Genomic DNA, 16,219 nt, shown 5'->3' on the forward strand with positions numbered 1-16,219 from the left:
CCACAGCAGCCTGGAGCGCCCGGCCAGCAACGCCCGGGCGGCATTGAATACCGAGGAAAGCGGCGCATGAGCGAAGTCATGAAGGACGTGCAGGATCCGGGTTTCGCCCTGGCGCCTGAGCAACAGGCGCTGCTTGAGCGCCTGTCGAACACCGCCACCTGTGGCGAGGCCATGCGCTGGCTCAGCGTTGGCATTGACGGTGATCTGGATCCGCAACGTTTGCAGGCCGCGTTCGATACCGTACTGACACAGCAGCCGATGCTGTTGGCGCGGCTGGATAAGGTCAGCGGTTTTCACGGTTTGCGTCAGGCTGCGGCCGACGCCGGACGCTTCCCGCTGACGATCCATGCCGGCGAGCAACGCGGCGGGGACGTTCAGGCGCAAATCAGCGAATCGCTGGAACGCGCCTTTGTCGTCGGCGAATCGGCCAGTGTCCAGGCCGTGCTTTATCGCCTGGCACCCCAGCAATGGCAGCTGCTGCTGGGCATTGCTCGCTACAGTGCCGACGCGCCATCGTTGAACCTTGTGCTGCAACAAGTGCAGCAAGCGTACGCCGGGGCTCAGCCAACCGAAGACGAAGAGTCGGGGGAATTCGCGCAGTATCTGGAATGGCGCAGTGAGGTGGTGCTCGATGAAGACGCTGCCAGCGCGCGTAGCTACTGGCAGCAGCACCTGCAAGGTGTGCAGACGGACATCGCAACGCCATGGCTGGCCGCTCGCAGCCCCGGCCTCGAAGCGAGTGCCGCCGATACGTGCGTATCGCTGAATCTGCAGTCGGCGCAGCGTGATGCTCTGCATGCCTTGGCCGAGCAGCTCGGTCAGCCGGTCGCCACGTTGCTGCAAGGCGCGTGGTGGGTGTTGCTGGGGCGTTTGAGCGGGCTTGATCACGCACTGGTCGGTCTGCGGCATGACAGCCGTGCCGACTATGAGTATTTCGCCAACGCCGTTGGCGTGTTCGAGAAAAGCTTGCCGCTCTCGCTGGATCTGCCTGGCAGCGCGCGCTTCAGTGACTGGCTGGGGCAACTGGCGGCGCGTGTCGAAGAGCATCGCACCTGGCAGGAATACTGGACGCCGGAACTGGCGCTTGACGCCGCGCGCCCGGCTTACGGCTTCAGCCTTGGCCAGATCGGCATTGCCGCGAGCAGCGGCGGTCTGCGTTGGAGCGTGGCTGACGCCGTGCAGGTGCAGGCCGACGCTTTCGAGTTGTTGTTGCAAGTGCAACTGGACGACAACCAGCGTCTTGCCGGTGTTGGTCTGCAGTACGCCGCTTCGCGCTATTCGCCAGCGGCAGCCAACGCCGTACTGGAACAGTTCGATGTGCTGTTGAGCGCGATTGTCGATGCGCCGCACACCGCACTGGCGCAACTCAACCTGCTCAGTCGCGCCGCCGAACAGCGCTTGCTGGCAATCAATCCGGCGATACAGGCGCTGGCTGATCAGCGTTATCTGCCTCAGCGCATCGCTGATCTGGCGCTGCGTACGCCGCACGCTATCGCCTTGACCGACGCTGAGCAGTCATTGAGCTACGGTCAGTTGCAGGCCCGCGTCGAAAGCGCCGCTCAGGGTTTGAACCATCAAGGTGTCAGCGCAGGCTCGATCATTGCGCTGGCGTTGCCACGCTCGGCGGATCTGGTGATCGCGATGTTGGCGAGCTGGCGCCTCGGGTGCGCGTATCTGCCGCTGGATGTGCAGTGGCCACAGGCGCGTCAGGCGTTGATGCTGGAACAGGCCGGCGCCGCGCTGTTGTTGACCGATGCGGCGCACGTCACGGCTTGGCAGGATCAGCCGTACAAAGCTCGCACGCTGGCAGAACTCGGCGTATCGGGCGCGCCGTTGCCGGCGCTTGCGACGCAAGGCACCGACATCGCTTATGTGCTGTTCACCTCCGGCTCTACCGGCATGCCTAAAGGTGTGGTGATCGAGCATCGGCAATTGCTCAATTACGTCGCTCAGGCCAGTCAGGCGCTGGGTCTGGAGTCATGCAAAAACTTCGGTTTCAGTTCTACGGTCGCGGCAGATCTGGGCAACACGGCGTTGTTCGGTGCGCTGTTCAATGGGGCGACCCTGCACGTTGCCAGTGATGCGCAAATGCAGGACGGCGCATTGTTCGCCGAGTACCTGCAGCAGCATCAGATCGACTGCCTGAAAATCGTCCCGTCGCACCTTGCGGCGTTGCTCGATCATCAGCAGGCAACCTTGCCGCACACGCTGGTGCTGGGCGGCGAGCCGGTTGCGCCGACGCTGATCGAACGCATTGCGCGGCTGCGCAGTGATTGCCGGGTGTTCAACCACTATGGCCCGACCGAAGCCACCGTCGGCGTGATGATTCATCCACTGCCACTGGACGGCACGGCCAGCGATTGCTCGGCGCTGAGCTGTGTGCTGGGCAACAATCAGGTGTATGTGCTGGACGCTGATTTGCGTCTGGCCCCCGTCGGTGTGCTGGGCGAGTTGTACCTGGGCGGTGCGCAATTGTGCCGTGGTTATTTGAATGCCGAGGCCGATGCGCAGACGTTCATCCAGAGTCCGTTCGATGCGGCGCAGCATTTGTATCGCACGGGTGATCTGGCGCGTTACCGCACGGACGGAGCGATCCAGTTGCACGGTCGACGCGATCAGCAGGTCAAGGTGCGCGGGTTCCGTATCGAACTCGCGGAAATCGAAGCCGAGTTGCTGCGCCTGCCGGCGGTTGCCGAAGCGCTGGTGCTGCCTGCCGCGTCGACCGAGCAAGGTCTGCTGGCGTTTATCGTGCCGCAGCAGGGCGCCACAGCGAGTCTGCTCGACACCGCACGTGCCGAACTGAGTGCACGTCTGCCCGCCGTGATGGTGCCGCAGCATCTGCAACTGCTCGAGCGTTTTCCACGGCTGGCCAACGGCAAGATCGATCGCAAGGCGCTGCAACAATTGGCCGCTACGGCAGCGGATGACGAAGGCGTTGCGCCGCGTGATGCACTGGAGCAATTGCTCGCCGTGCGCATGGCGCAACTGCTGGGGCTTGAACGCTTGAGCATCGAGCGCGACTTTTTCGCGGCCGGAGGCCACTCGCTGTTGGTGATCAAACTGGTCGCCGGTATTCGCAAGTTGCTGCAATGCGAAATTCATCCGGGACTGGTTTTCGATCATCCGACCGTGGCGTCGCTGGCGCTGGCGTTACGTGCGGTGGAAAGCAGCCCGGGGCAGTTGGAGAAAATGGCTCAAGTGCGCCTGCGCATGGAGGCGATGAGTCCTGAGGAAAAGGCCCGTCTGGCCGAGCAGGCGCGACAGTTGCAGGCCGCCAAGGCTGCGCAAACAAGCTGACACAGAAAGAAACAAAAGGCCGTCGCCCAACAGCGTCGGCCTTTTTTTTAACTTTTTGAGTTAATGATAAATAAACTCATTCCGGTTTTTTGGAGGTGCTGCGTCTTAATAGGGTATGTGGGCAAATCGTGTCAGGCAGGGCCGCCAATGCACCGGTTTGTTCAGCAGAAAATATTTCGCCGATGTCCAGCCAGATGATCGAGCCCGGGGAGGGGCAGATCGCCACGCACTGCCAGGTCGCCCGCAGGGCCCGCGACAGTGTGCGGTTCACGTGTGCAGACAGCGGCGGGCCCGTCGGCCCAATGGACTTTCACTTCTACCAATAATAGAGAGCACGATGTCAGCAATTCATGAGTTGAAACCTTTGTTCAAGGCACTCGTCATGTCCCGCGGCCTGCGTTCACGCCGAGTGTTGACGGGGCTGGGGCTGGTCTGTGTATTGCCTTTGAGCGCTCAGGTGATGGCTGAAAGCGTCAGCATCAATATCCCGGCGCAATCGTTGCCACAGGCGCTGCAGGCGTTTGGTCAGCAGACCAACCAGCAAGTGATCTACAACGCTGACGACATGGCCGGGCTCAAGAGCCACGCGGTCAGCGGCAAGATGAGCCCGCAGGCGGCCATCGCCGAATTGCTCAGGGGCACCGACGTGCGCTACAGCGTCGAGGGCAACACCCTGATGCTGGTGCGGGGCAGCAACACCCAGGGTCTGGAGCTGGGTGCGACCAACATCAGCGCACAACAGATCGGCGCGACGACCGAAGGCAGCAACTCCTACACCTCCAACGCAGTGACGATTGGCAAGGGCACCCACACCCTCAAGGAAATCCCCCAGTCGGTCACGGTGATGACCCGCAAGCAGATGGACGACCAGGACCTGGTCGACCTCAAGGATGCGCTGAACCAGACCACCGGTGTCGTGGGTCTGCAGGGCGTCGGCAAGGGTTTGATCATCTCCTCGCGCGGTTTCCAGATCGATGACTGGCAGTACGACGGCGTACCGATTCCACGCAACACCTATTCGCTGGGTAACTGGGCGACTCAGGATCTGGTGTTTTTCGATCGCCTGGAAATCCTGCGCGGTGCCTCCGGGTTGCTGCAAGGCACTGGCAGCCCGGGTGGCGCCATCAACCTGGTGCGCAAGCGCGGCCAGGCTGCACCGACTGTGTCCGTGACCGCCAAGGCGGGCTCCTGGGACCATTACGGTCTGCAAGTAGACGCGGGCGGCCCGCTGAACCAGGCCGGCACCATCCGTGGTCGCCTGGTGGCCGATCAGGACCAAAGCAACTCGTTCATTGATCACGACTGGAGCCGGACGTTGTCGTTGTACGGCTCGCTGGACTTCGACCTGAGTGAAGACACCACCCTGGGCCTGGCCGTCAGCCGTTCCGACGGTGATTCGCGTCCGATGATTCGTGGCCTGCCACGTTACGCTGACGGCAAGATGCCGGATGTCTCGCGCTCCACCTACACCGGTGCACGCTGGAACAGTTCCGACATCGACGTCACCACGCTTTACGCCGACCTCGAACATCGCTTCAACGAAGACTGGGCACTCAAGGTCGGTGCGGTGCGCATGACCGAGAGCAACAAGGCGAAAAACCAGCGCGTGCAAAGTGCCGGCGACGGTCTGGAACCGGATGGCAGCGGCGTGCAGTACGCCAACTTCGTGACGGATTTCGACTCGACAAAAGTCGGTATCGACATGAACCTGAATGGCAAGTTCGAAGCCTTGTCGATGCAGCAGGAAGTGATGTTGGGCGGTAACTTTTCCCAGCTCGAAACGGACGATCAGCTCGCCCGTACCTTCAGCAACAGTAGCGACACGATTTTCGGCGTCAACAATGACCGTCCCGATATCAACTACGACAGCCTGATCGCTTCCGGTGGTCGCGGCACGCTGAGTAAATACGACGTACGCCAGAAAGGCCTGTATGGCACCTGGCGCGTCAAGCCGATCGACGATCTGACCCTGGTGCTCGGCTCCCGTGTCAGCTGGTATGACTTCAGCTACAAATCCAAGGCGCAATCCTCGTTCGGCGGCATCACCAAGAACGACCCAAGCACCGCGACCGAAACCGGGGAAGTCACGCCTTACGCCGGTATCGTCTATGACCTGAGCCGCGAGTGGGCGGTTTACGCCAGTTACACCGACGTGTTCCAGCCGCAGACCAACCGCGATGCCGGTGGCACCGTGCTCAAACCGGTGGTCGGCAGCAACTACGAAATCGGTCTCAAGGGCGAGCTGATGGACGGCCGGGTCAACACCTCGTTGGCACTCTTCCGCTACGACCAGGAAAACCGTGCGGTCAACGACATTGCCGGTGGCTTCGAGTGCGACGGTTCGTATTGCTCGACGGCCTCGGGCAAAGTGCGCAGCCAGGGTATCGACGCCGAGATCAGCGGCGAAGTGGTGGAAAACCTGCAACTGTTTGCCGGTTACACCTACAACACCACCAAGTACCTCAAAGACCCGGACAGGGAAGGCCGCGTGTTCAGCACCTGGACGCCAAAACACATGCTGCGCATGTGGGCCAACTACCAGTTGCCGGGTGAGTGGGATCGTGTCAGCACCGGTCTGGGCTTCACCACTCAGAGCCATACGCTGGGTTACGAAGGGACTTACGATGTCGCGGGTTACACCGTATGGAACGCCCGTGTCGGCTACCAGCTGACACCGGAAGTCGGTCTGGCCGTGAATGCCAACAACCTGTTCGACAAGAAGTACATTGCGGCCGGTTACAACCAGCTCGACGGCAACAACAACTTCGGTGATCCACGCAACCTGATGTTCTCCGTGAAGTGGACCCCAAAGTTCTGATGCACTGAAGGGCCTTCACCGAAGCGGCCCACGCTCCTCGAAGAGGGCGTGGGCCGTTTTTTTTGCATGCCGTCGGCAGGTGAATCGCGGTGGGCGCAGCGCGCGCAGGTGATGTGGCAAATCATGCAAAAAAAAACGCAGAAGCCAGCGCTTCTGCGTTTTTGTTTGCCCGCATGAAAGTCAGTTGTTCAGTGCCGCCTCACACGTCAGGAACACCGCTTCAAAGGACTCGAGCAACGACTCACCGTAAATCATACTGCGGTGGGGCAGGGTGGAATGCACCGAGCCTTGCAGTCGTCCGCTGACGGTGTGTTCACGCAGCACCTGTTCCGAGTGCAACACCTGCTCCAGGGTCTTGTGCGACAGCGACCACCAGCAACTCGCCTCGACCTTGAGAGTCGGCAGCGTGAAGGCGTCGTAGGATTTCACCAGTCGGTCATGAATCTCGAACGCCTGGGCGTTCATGATTTCCTGTTTGATGGCGTCCAGCGTCGCCATCATTTCCTGTTCGCTGGTGGCGGCCTGTTGGCTGGCCCACTGGTAGAAAGCCTTGAGATCGGTTTGCGGGTTTTCGGCGAGGAAGCGTGCCGCCGGCTCGTGCAGATGCGCGAACATCAGGCTGAACATTTCCACGGCCGTCGCCAGTTCATTTTGTGCACTGAAGTACTCGGGATTTTCTTCTTCCAGCGGTTTGCGCGGCAGGTCGGCCGGCAACAGGCTGTCCGGCAGTGTGGTATCGACCAGACCGAGGAAGCTCACTTCACGTCCCTGACGCTCCAGTTCGGCGGCGATGTCCATGGCGATGGAGCCGCCGAGCGACCAGCCCATCAAGCGATACGGGCCGTCAGCCTGTTTATCGATGATCTGTCGGGTGTAATCGGCGATCATCTGCGCCCAGGTCTGGGCGTGGGCGTGTTTGTCGGCGAAGCCCGTGTGCATCACGCCGAAGGTGCGCGCGTGTTTGCTCAGGCGTTTGGCCAACGGTTGGTAGCAGAACACGATGCCGCCGCTGGGATGCAGGCAGAACAGCGGCGGGGCGCTGGCGGCTGAGGCGGAAAGTTCGACCACACATTTGGCTTGCTGCTGGTGTTGCGTAGCAATGAATTGCGCCAGGGCTTCGACGGTGGCGTGGGCGAGCATTTGCTGCAAGGCGAGTTTGATCCCCAGGCGCGCATTGAGTGCGGCAATAAACTGGATGGCCAGAATCGAATGCCCGCCCAGTTCGAAGAAGTTGTCGTCGAGGCCAACCCGGTCAACGTGCAGGGTTTCCTGCCAGAGTTCGGCCAGCGCTTGCTCCAATGCAGTTTCCGGGGCCTTGAAGCGGGTCTCCGATTGACTGATGTCAGGCAGCGGCAACGCCTTGCGATCAAGTTTGCCTGTCGGGCTGACGGGCATGGCTTCCAGCACCAGCAGATGGCTCGGCACCATGTAGGCGGGCAGACGGCTTTTCAGTTCAGCCTTGAGGGCTGCACGCAGTTGATCGTGCTGTTCACTCGACAGATCACCGTCGCTCGGCACGATATAACCGATCAACTGCATCCCGGCCAATCCTTCGCGGGCAAGGACCAGGGCTTCGCGAACGGCCGGGATTTGCAGCAGGCAGGATTCGATTTCACCGAGTTCGATACGGAAGCCGCGAATCTTCACTTGATGATCGAGTCGGCCGACGTATTCGATGACGCCATCGGCGCGATAGCGTGCCAGATCACCGGTACGGTACAGACGCCCGCCCTGCGTGCTGAACGGGTCAGGCATGAAGCGTTCGGCGGTCAGCTCCGGGCGCTGGAAATAGCCCCGGGCCAATAGATCGCCGGCAATCACCAATTCGCCGACGACGCCCACCGGGACCGGTTGGCCACCGCTGTCCAGCAGGTAAATGGCGCGTCCAGCCAAGGGGCGGCCGATCGGCATGGTTTTCGGCAGCGGCGCATGCCCGGTGACGTAGTCCGTGCAATCGAGCACCGTGGCACTGACCGTGGTTTCCGTCGGGCCATAGGTGTTGAGCAGGCGCACATGGCCAAGTCCCGCCTTGCCCCACGCCGCCACGCCTTCTGGTGGCATGGCTTCGCCGCCCACGATCACCTGGCGCAACGGGCCATAGTCACGGACACCGGCAGCGGCAAAATCCCTCGCCAGCATGTTCCAGTACGTGGTGGTCAGGTCGCTCACCGTGAATTGCTTGTCGAGCAACTGCTGATACCAGGTTTCGCTGTCCCAGATGTCCGGCCCGCGCAGTACCACCGACGCGCCGCAGATCAGCGCCGGGTAGAGCTGTTCGACAAAGGCATCGAAGTTGAACGTGGCAAATTGCAGCGAACGATCAGCGGCTGTCAGGCCGAGGAATTCCAGGGCGACTTGCGCGTGTCGGGTCAAAGCCGCCTGGGTAATTCCCACACCTTTTGGTCGACCGGTGGAACCTGAGGTGAACATCACATACGCCAGGTTATGGCCATGGGTACGGCAGGTCGGATTGTCGCTGTGCGCGCTGTCGGCTAGGTCGAGTTCGTCGACGCACAGCACGCTTACCGCGGCTACCGAGGGCAGGCGCTGGCGCAAAGAGCGCTGGCTGAGCAGCACGCTCAAGCCGCTGTCTTCGATCATCCAGGTCAGGCGTTCCTGCGGGTATTCGGGATCGAGGGGTACGTACACACCGCCGGCCTTGAGCACCGCCAGCAGGCTGACGATCATCCGCGCCGAGCGCTCGACCGCGATGCCTACCCGCACTTCCGGGCCCACGCCGTAGCCGAGCAGGGTCTGTGCCAGGCCATTGGCTGCCGAGTTGAGTTGGGCATAGCTCATGCGCACGTCATCGCAAATCAGCGCGAGGGCCTGCGGCGTGGCCAGTGCCTGGCGTTCGAAGAGTTGATGCACGCCTTCGCTCGGCAATGGCGCAACGGCTGGGTTCCATTGTTCGCGTTGCTGGCGGCACTCGGTGTCGCTCAGCAGCGACAATTCGCTCAGGGCGACCTCGGGATTTGCGGTGATGGCGTGCAACAGGTTCTGCCAATGCCCGGCCAACCGCTCGATGGTGGCGGGGCGGTACAGGTCGCGGCTGAATTCGATGTTGGCGTCGATGCGGTTCAGGGAATAACTGACGTCCAGCGACAGGTCGAATTTCGCCTGCCCGCTGCCGGCATCGACAAAGTCCAGGGTCAATTCGCCCAGGTTCAGCGGCACCGAGGTGCCGGCGTCCGTGCGCCAGTTGAACAGCACCTGGAACAACGGATTGATCTGCTGACTGCTTTGCAGTTGCAGGTCGTCGAAGCTCAATTCCAGCGGATAGTCGGCATGGTCGAGCGCGGCCAGCGATTCGCGGCGCAGACGCAGCAGGAAGTCCTTGCAAGGCAGCTGCGGGTCAATCCGCACGCGATAGACCTGGGTGCTGACAAAGAACCCGACCAGGTCCTGAATTTCACTGCGATTGCGTGTGGCGTTGGGCACGCCGACGGTGAAATCGTCCTGGCCGCTGTAGCGGCTCAGGAGCAATTGCCAGGCACCCAACGCGACCACAAAGGGAGTCAAACCGTGCTGCTGGCAGAAGCGATTGAGTGCTTGCGCCAAGGTGGCGGGCAGGCTGAAGTCGTGTTTGCCGGCCGCATGGCTATGCTGGTCATTGCGCGCAAAGTCCACCGGCAGATCCAGCGGCGGCAACGTCTGGCCCAGATAATTCTGCCAGTATTCGGCGCTGGTCTTGCAGGCCGGGCTGTGCAGATAGTCGCCACGCTGCCAGTCGGCATAGTCGGCGTACTGGATGGCCGGGCGCGGCAGTGGCGCGCTCATGCCCATTGCCGCTTGCGCATAGGCGCGGGTCAGGTCCTGCATCAGGATCGCGTTGGACCAGGCGTCCGAGGCGATATGGTGCATGTTGAGCAACAGCAAGTGCTCCGTGTCGGCGACTTGTAGCAGTGTCGCGCGCATCAGTGGTGCTTGCTTCAGGTCGAAGGGTTTGGCGGCCTCTTCGGCAGTGCGCCGGGCAATCTGCTGTTCGCGTGCTTCAGCGCTCAGGCCGCGCAGATCATCGAACCCCAACGGCAGCGTTGCGTGTGCATCGACCACCTGCATGGCTACCCCGTCGATCTCGACGATCGCACTGCGCAGGACATCGTGGCGTTCGATGACTTTATTCAGCGCCATTTCCAGATGCTGTGCTTGCAGGGCACCGCTGAGGCGCACGGCGCGTGGCAGGTTATAGGCGGCACTGTCAGGTGTCAGCTGTTGCACGAACCACAGTCGCTGTTGCGCGAAGGAGAGGGGGGCCGGAGCCGGGTGGGGACGGGCAATGATGCCTTGGGATTGCTCGCCGGCATCTGCCATCAGCAGCGCCAGTACCTCATCATCGAGTAAGTCGTTCATCGGGCTCTCGTGGTTGGCAGCACCGTGAGCGCTGACGGCGTTGCCGACAGTCGGGTCCACGGCGATAAACATTCGGATTGAAGGCCGGCAGGACGGGTGTCCGGCCGGCTGCAAAGGTGCAATCGATCAAGCAGTCTCGAGGGGCTTCTTGTGGGTGACCACTCGGCCTCCCTCCATCCTCACCAACTGATCGGCGACGTCGAAGTAGCGGTCATCGTGGGAGATCACGATGATGGTCTTGCCCATCTGTTTCAGCTCCGGCAGCAGCTCGGTGTAGAAGATGCGCCGGAAGGCCGGGTCCTGATCGGCAGCCCATTCGTCGAACACCAGCACCGGACGCTCTTCCAGCCAGGCGTTGATCAGCGCCAGGCGTTTGCGCTGGCCGGTGGACAGATCGGTGGTACTGAAAACACCGTCGTTAATGCTCACCTTGTGCGCAATCTCCAGGCGTTCCAGATAGCGGCTGGTGTCGGCCGGCACTTGTTTATCGCCCTGTACCAGTTCATCGAACAGGTAGTAGTCGGCGAAAATCGTGGTGAACAGTTGGCGATAGTCATCGCGCGCCTGGGCATCGACCACCTGGCCATTGAGCAGGACTTCCCCGCGTTGTGGCGCATACAGGCCCAGCAACAATTTGATCAGGGTGGTTTTACCGCCGCCGTTCTCGCCGACGATAAACACGATGTCACCCTGCGCGATGTCCAGATTGACCGGCCCCAGTTCAAACGCTGCACTGCCCTGAACCGGCGGGAAGGCGTAGTGCACGTTGTGCATTTGCAACTGTTGCACCGCCGTTTTGCTCGCCGCAGCGGAGTCGCGCAGGAGCAAGTGCGGTTCCGGCGAGGAAAACTGTTCGGCCAGTTCGGCAATGCGTTTGAAGGCAATGTTCGCGCGACTGACCACCGGCAACGTGGTGACCAGATATTCCAGTGGGCCTTTCATGTACAGCAGCACCAGCACGAAGCCGCTGAGCACCGCTTTGTCGGTACCGAGCCAGAACGATTGCAGGGCCAGGGCCAGACCGATCACCACGAAAAACAGCATCGAGCCAAAGGTTTTTGCCACCACGAACGTGTTGATCGAACGGATGTGCGTGTTGCAGATGTAATCCGCCGTGCCCTCGATGCGCTGGCTGAACATGCGTTGGCGGCGCGGGCGATGAATACGCAGTTCCTTGGCGCCCGCGGCGATCGCGCTGTAGTGCTTTTGCAGCTCGTCCTCGGCTTCGCGCGCCGCTTCGAAACCTTTGATGCCTTTGGACCGGGCAATGTATTGCACGACGGTGCCGATCACGATCGCGATCAACAGCAGGGCAAACATCGGCAGGGACAGGTAGGCCAGGTAACCCAGGCAACCGAGGGTGACGGTGAAAGCGATCGCCAGTGGCGCAAAGGAAAACGCGAAATCACTGACAGTGTCGACGTCATGGGTCAGCACCGGAATCAGGCGATGACTGCGAAACCGTTCGATCTGCTCGATGGGCGCCAGCAGGACTTTTTCGCCGAGTGATTTACGCAGGCCGGCGATGATGTGCTGGCCGACATGGTTGGTGCCGATGTCCGACAGAATCGAGTTCAACAGGGCGAACGCGCAGAGGCCGGCAAACGTCAGGAGTACGGTGGCTGACGGAACGCCGCTGCCGTTCAGGGCTTTGTTGATGGTCGCGAGCAGGGCAGTGACGCTGACGCCACCGAGCATGCCGAGCAGGATCGACAGCGCCACAACGACCCGGTAAGGCTTGAGCAGGCCGAGGACTTCACTGATGGCTCCGCGCGATTTTGTGGTCATGGAGGTTTCCGCTTCTAGTGCCGCTAACGGCATCGTTTCAAGGATTGGGCTGGTTAAAAGACGAAACCCGTGGGCGGCGATTTAGCCGACCACGGGTTTATCGAGGCTGAGGCGACGAGCGAGCGCCCAGAGCCGCCATGGCGGCTGCCGTTACCGCGTCCTTACAGATCGCGCGCGACGCGAAAACCAATCCAGTCGCCGCGGGTGTCGCTGTAGGTGGCGTTGCGGTTGCCCGAGCGCGAGAACACCGGTGCTTCACCCCAGTCGTTGCCGCGAATGCGGCGAATCTTGCAATCACCGGTCAGCCAGGCGCTGCCATCACTCGGCGCGCCGACATAGTTTTCGTTGTAGCAGTCGGCGGTCCATTCGTAGATGTTGCCGTGCATGTCGTAGACGCCGAAGGCATTGGCCGGAAACTTGCCTGCCGGAGCGGTGAAGTTGTAGCCGTCGGCGGCGCCATAGGTGTTGGCGTGTTTAGCGATGCTGTATTCCTTGCCTTCATCGAAGGGGAACGGGAAAGGCCCGGTGCTACCGGCACGGGCGGCGTATTCACGCAGCGATTCGCTGACCAGTCGATACGATTTACCGGTTTTCTTCGACAGCCAGGCTACATAGGCCTCGGCCTCGGGAAAATCCATGCACACCGCCGGATGTTTGTCGGTGTACTGCTTTTTCGGATCGCTGCCCGCGTAGTCGGGAATACCGGCCTTGCACGCGCGGCCCGGGCGTTTGTCGCCGTCGGGCAGCTGATAGCCGGTGTCGGCGAGGTAGGCGTCCCATTGCCCTTTGAGCACCTGGAAACGACTGATGGCCAGCGGTTTGGCAAAGGTCACCGGGTGCATCGGACCTTCGTCCGGCTCACGGCCGACTTCGTCATCCGGGGTGCCCATGGTGAAGGTGCCGGTGGGCAGCACGACCATTTCCGGGCAGTCCTTGCAGTCCTTGAAGACTTTGCCCGGTTTGAGCGGTTCGGCCGCTTGCGCCAGCCCTGGCAAGGCACAACCGAGCAATGCAGCGAGACCTAGCGCGGGCAACGCTTTCAAGGAAAAATTACGCAGTTCACTACTGTTCATCATGATTCTCGATAACAGGTTGAAAGGAAACGTGAGAGCGGGGCGGCTACAGCTGTTTGGCCAATAGCGCCATCAAGCGATCGATTTGCGCCTCGTCGTTGAGCAGGCCCGGTGCGGTACGAATCACCGGACCCACATCGCGGTTCACGGCGTCGGTAACCACGCGGTTCTGCATCAGGTACGCGGCGACTTTGTCGCTGTCCTGGCCCTTGACCCGAAAGAAGGTAAAACCGGCCGACAGTTGCGGACTCAGCGGGGTGACGAGTTCGATTTGCGGGTGTTCCAGCAGACGCTTCTTCAGGTAGCTGTTGAGCGCGTGGATGCGCGCTTCGACCTCGGCCTTGCCCAGTTGCAGATGCAGCTTGAAGGCTTCGTCCAGCGCCCAGCGATACTCGAAGGAGTGATAGCCACCGGGCGTCATGGTGGTGGAAAACGCTGTGGCTTCGGAGAAGGTCGGGGTGATCGGCGTCACGTATCTGACCTCCTCGAAACGGCTGCAGACGATGCCGGTGCCGCGCGGGCCAAACATCCACTTGTGGGTGCCGGCGATGAAGAAGTCACAGTTCATCTGCGCGAAGCTCAGGTTGTCGACGCCGAAACCGTGCACGCCGTCGACCACATAAATGATCCGGTCAGCATCGCTGCGGCCACGGTTGTGCTTGTCGACGATGGCGCCGATGTCACCGATCGGCAGTTTCACGCCGCTGCCCGAATGCACCCAGCACATGCCCAGTACGCGGGTTTCCGGGCGGATGGCAGTGTCGATGGCGGCGAGGATTTCGGCTTTGGTCGCGGTCTGCGGATCCTTGAACAGACGGATCTTGCGCACCTGCGTGCCTTCACGTTCCTTGCGCAAGGCGAGGATGGTGTGGGTGGCGTAGTGTTCGTGGGCGGTGGTGAGGATTTCCTGATCGGGGCGCACATGCACACCGCCGTAAATCATCGTCAGACCTTCAGTGGTGCTGCCGGTCAGGGCGATCTGTTTGGCGTTGGCTTGCAGGTATTGGCCGGCCCAGACGCGCACGTTTTCCTCGCGCTGCTCGATCACGCCGAGGTCCCAATCCATGGCCAGGCCGGGATTTTTGTCGAGGGCGGCGCGATGCCGTTCAATCGCTTCGCGCACCGGTTTCGGGTGCGAGGTGATCAGGAAGTTGGAAAAGTGCAGGTAGTCCGGATCCTGGTCGAACAGTTGCTGCAACTGCGTCCACTTGCTGCGCGGCATTGGCGCAGCCGTGGCGGCAGCGCTGGCGATGTTCGGCAGGCTTGCGCCCAGTGGCAGCGCAGCGGCGAGCAGTCCGGCCTGTTTCAGAAAATCACGACGATTCCTCATGGCTGCGTCGTTCCCTGCGCGCTGGCCAGCGCCGGTTTCGCGGCTTTTTCGACCTGATCCCAGACGCGCAGGAAGTTGCCGCCCCAGAGTTTGCCGATGTCGGCTTCGGAGTAACCGCGCGACAGCAGTTCAGCGGTGACATTGCGGATCTCGCCGACGTTCTGGAAACCTTTGACGCCGCCGCCCTCATTGAAGTCGGAGCTGATGCCGACATGGTCGATGCCGATCTTGCGCACGGCGTATTCGATGGCGTCGCCGAAATCCTTGAGGCTGGCCTTCGGTTCGTCTTCGAGGATCGCGTAGAGGCGGCTGGCGTACAGGCCGAATTTGGTTTCGGACCAGGCCGCAATGATTGGGTCGCCCGGCATCAGCGCCATCGCCAGGTTCGGCAGGGGCGGCAGGTCGAATTCCTTGCGCAGCTCGTTGAGGCGATCCTGGGTCTTCTGGGTCAGCGGCCGCAGGTACTGCGAGAACGCGACGATTTGCACCACGCCGCCGCTGTTCTTGATCAACTGCATCTCTTTGTCGCTGAGGTTGCGTGGGATGTCGACCATCGCGCGCGGCGCCGAGTGCGAGGCAACCAGCGGCGTACGGCTCAGCTGTGCGACTTGTTCGAGGGCCTTGGTCGACATCTGTGACACGTCGATGATCACGCCCAGATCATTGAGGCGCTTGACCGCCTGCTTGCCCAGATCGGAGAGGCCGTCGAGGGCGTCCGGTGAGTCATTGAGAAATGGCAGTGGGCGAGACGAATCCGCCCAGTCGTTGTTGCCGATGTAGCTGAAGCCGAACATGCGCATGCCGCGCGCCGTCCACAGGTCCAGCCGATTCAGATCATGGCCCAGCGGATAGGCGTTGAGCATGCTGATGAAAATCGCGAACTTGCCTTCGCCGTGCAGGCGGCGCATGTCGTCCGGGGTATAGGCGATCGCGACTTGATTGGGGTAGTCGCGAACCATCCCGGAGATGATCCGGTAGCGGATTTCCTGCTGGTTGCGGGCTTCGTCGATGAAGCCGGCAGTCGGTTTGTGGGGGGCATCGGGGCCGTTCCACATTTCCGGCCAGCCGAAAATGGTCAGCGCCGCGCCAGACAAGCGACCGCGACTGGTTTTGGCCAGATCGAACTGGCCGGAGCCATCCTTGTCGGCTTCGTGACCGTCGGTGCCGAAGTTCTGCATCAGGCTGACATGGCTGTCGAAAGAGAGCATGCGTTCGTGCAGTTCATCTGCCTGTTTCACAATCCTGGCGTCATAGCCAAGGTCGTCCTTGAACCAGTGATGCCAAGCGGCAAAGCCTGCACCGGCGCTGATCGCCAGGGCTAAGGGCAGGCCGATGAATAGAGCCTTTTTCGAACGTGGTTTTGTCATTGCCATCTCAGTCGGGTTCGCCATCGAGGTGCAGGCGCAAAGCCTTTGCTATCTGGGAGGAACGAGTGGATGGCCGTGGAATTTAGGTTGCCAGGTTAAAAGATCGCAGCCTTCGGCAGCTCCTACAGGGATATACATTCGATGTAGGAGCTGCCGAAGGCTGCGATCTTTTCAAACCCACATAAATTTACCC

Annotated in this window: 8 protein-coding genes (1 of these 8 running past the window's edge); 3 read left to right on the forward strand and 5 right to left on the reverse strand. The window is 61.3% G+C overall.

The annotated features are described in order from the left end of the window. The 3 genes from HU718_RS10510 to HU718_RS10520 all read left to right on the forward strand — a co-directional run. Positions 1-70: the end of a non-ribosomal peptide synthase/polyketide synthase gene (locus tag HU718_RS10510; protein WP_186613653.1), read on the forward strand. It extends 13,457 nt beyond the left edge of the window; only the last 70 of its 13,527 coding nucleotides appear in the window; its start codon lies off the left edge, out of view; its stop codon occupies positions 68-70. Next, a complete protein-coding gene (locus HU718_RS10515; RefSeq protein WP_186613651.1) occupies positions 67-3,297 on the forward strand; it encodes a non-ribosomal peptide synthetase in 3,231 nt (1,076 codons plus the stop codon). The genes HU718_RS10510 and HU718_RS10515 overlap by 4 nt, the downstream gene beginning before the upstream one ends. A 337-nt stretch (positions 3,298-3,634) precedes the next feature. Beyond that, a complete protein-coding gene (locus HU718_RS10520) occupies positions 3,635-6,115 on the forward strand; it encodes a TonB-dependent siderophore receptor (protein WP_186613649.1) in 2,481 nt (826 codons plus the stop codon). A 180-nt stretch (positions 6,116-6,295) separates the two neighbouring features. Here the strand turns inward: HU718_RS10520 and HU718_RS10525 are convergent, their stop codons facing one another. The 5 genes from HU718_RS10525 to HU718_RS10545 all read right to left on the reverse strand — a co-directional run bounded on the left by HU718_RS10525 (position 6,296) and on the right by HU718_RS10545 (position 16,026). Continuing rightward, positions 6,296-10,468, reverse strand: coding sequence for a non-ribosomal peptide synthetase (locus tag HU718_RS10525; RefSeq protein ID WP_186613731.1), 4,173 nt, complete (start codon positions 10,466-10,468; stop codon positions 6,296-6,298). A gap of 126 nt (positions 10,469-10,594) precedes the next feature. Next, positions 10,595-12,256 carry a cyclic peptide export ABC transporter gene (locus HU718_RS10530; protein ID WP_186613647.1) on the reverse strand — a complete coding sequence of 554 codons (1,662 nt, stop codon included), beginning with the start codon at positions 12,254-12,256 and terminating at the stop codon, positions 10,595-10,597. A 161-nt stretch (positions 12,257-12,417) separates the two neighbouring features. Beyond that, positions 12,418-13,329 (reverse strand): dihydropyoverdine dehydrogenase, encoded by a 912-nt coding sequence (gene pvdO, locus HU718_RS10535; RefSeq protein WP_186613645.1) that lies wholly within the window; start codon positions 13,327-13,329, stop codon positions 12,418-12,420. Between the two features lie 46 nt (positions 13,330-13,375). After that, complete coding sequence (pvdN, locus tag HU718_RS10540) at positions 13,376-14,659, reverse strand: pyoverdine-tailoring periplasmic protein PvdN (protein ID WP_186613643.1); 1,284 nt, start codon at positions 14,657-14,659, stop codon at positions 13,376-13,378. Next, positions 14,656-16,026: a dipeptidase gene (locus HU718_RS10545; RefSeq protein WP_186613641.1), complete on the reverse strand. Its 1,371-nt coding sequence runs from the start codon at positions 16,024-16,026 to the stop codon at positions 14,656-14,658. The genes pvdN and HU718_RS10545 overlap by 4 nt, the downstream gene beginning before the upstream one ends. Between the last annotated feature and the right edge of the window lie 193 nt (positions 16,027-16,219).

Origin of the sequence: Pseudomonas tensinigenes (assembly GCF_014268445.2) — a bacterium.
GTDB classification, from domain to species: domain Bacteria; phylum Pseudomonadota; class Gammaproteobacteria; order Pseudomonadales; family Pseudomonadaceae; genus Aquipseudomonas; species Aquipseudomonas tensinigenes.

Bases quoted from the DNA above. Each gene is read 5' to 3' on its own strand.
- HU718_RS10515 (WP_186613651.1), top strand. From the start codon at position 67: ATGAGCGAAGTCATGAAGGACGTGCAGGATCCGGGTTTCGCCCTGGCG.
- HU718_RS10520 (WP_186613649.1), top strand. From the start codon at position 3,635: ATGTCAGCAATTCATGAGTTGAAACCTTTGTTCAAGGCACTCGTCATG.
- HU718_RS10525 (WP_186613731.1), bottom strand. From the start codon at position 10,468: ATGAACGACTTACTCGATGATGAGGTACTGGCGCTGCTGATGGCAGAT.
- HU718_RS10530 (WP_186613647.1), bottom strand. From the start codon at position 12,256: ATGACCACAAAATCGCGCGGAGCCATCAGTGAAGTCCTCGGCCTGCTC.
- pvdO (WP_186613645.1), bottom strand. From the start codon at position 13,329: ATGAACAGTAGTGAACTGCGTAATTTTTCCTTGAAAGCGTTGCCCGCG.
- pvdN (WP_186613643.1), bottom strand. From the start codon at position 14,659: ATGAGGAATCGTCGTGATTTTCTGAAACAGGCCGGACTGCTCGCCGCT.
- HU718_RS10545 (WP_186613641.1), bottom strand. From the start codon at position 16,026: ATGACAAAACCACGTTCGAAAAAGGCTCTATTCATCGGCCTGCCCTTA.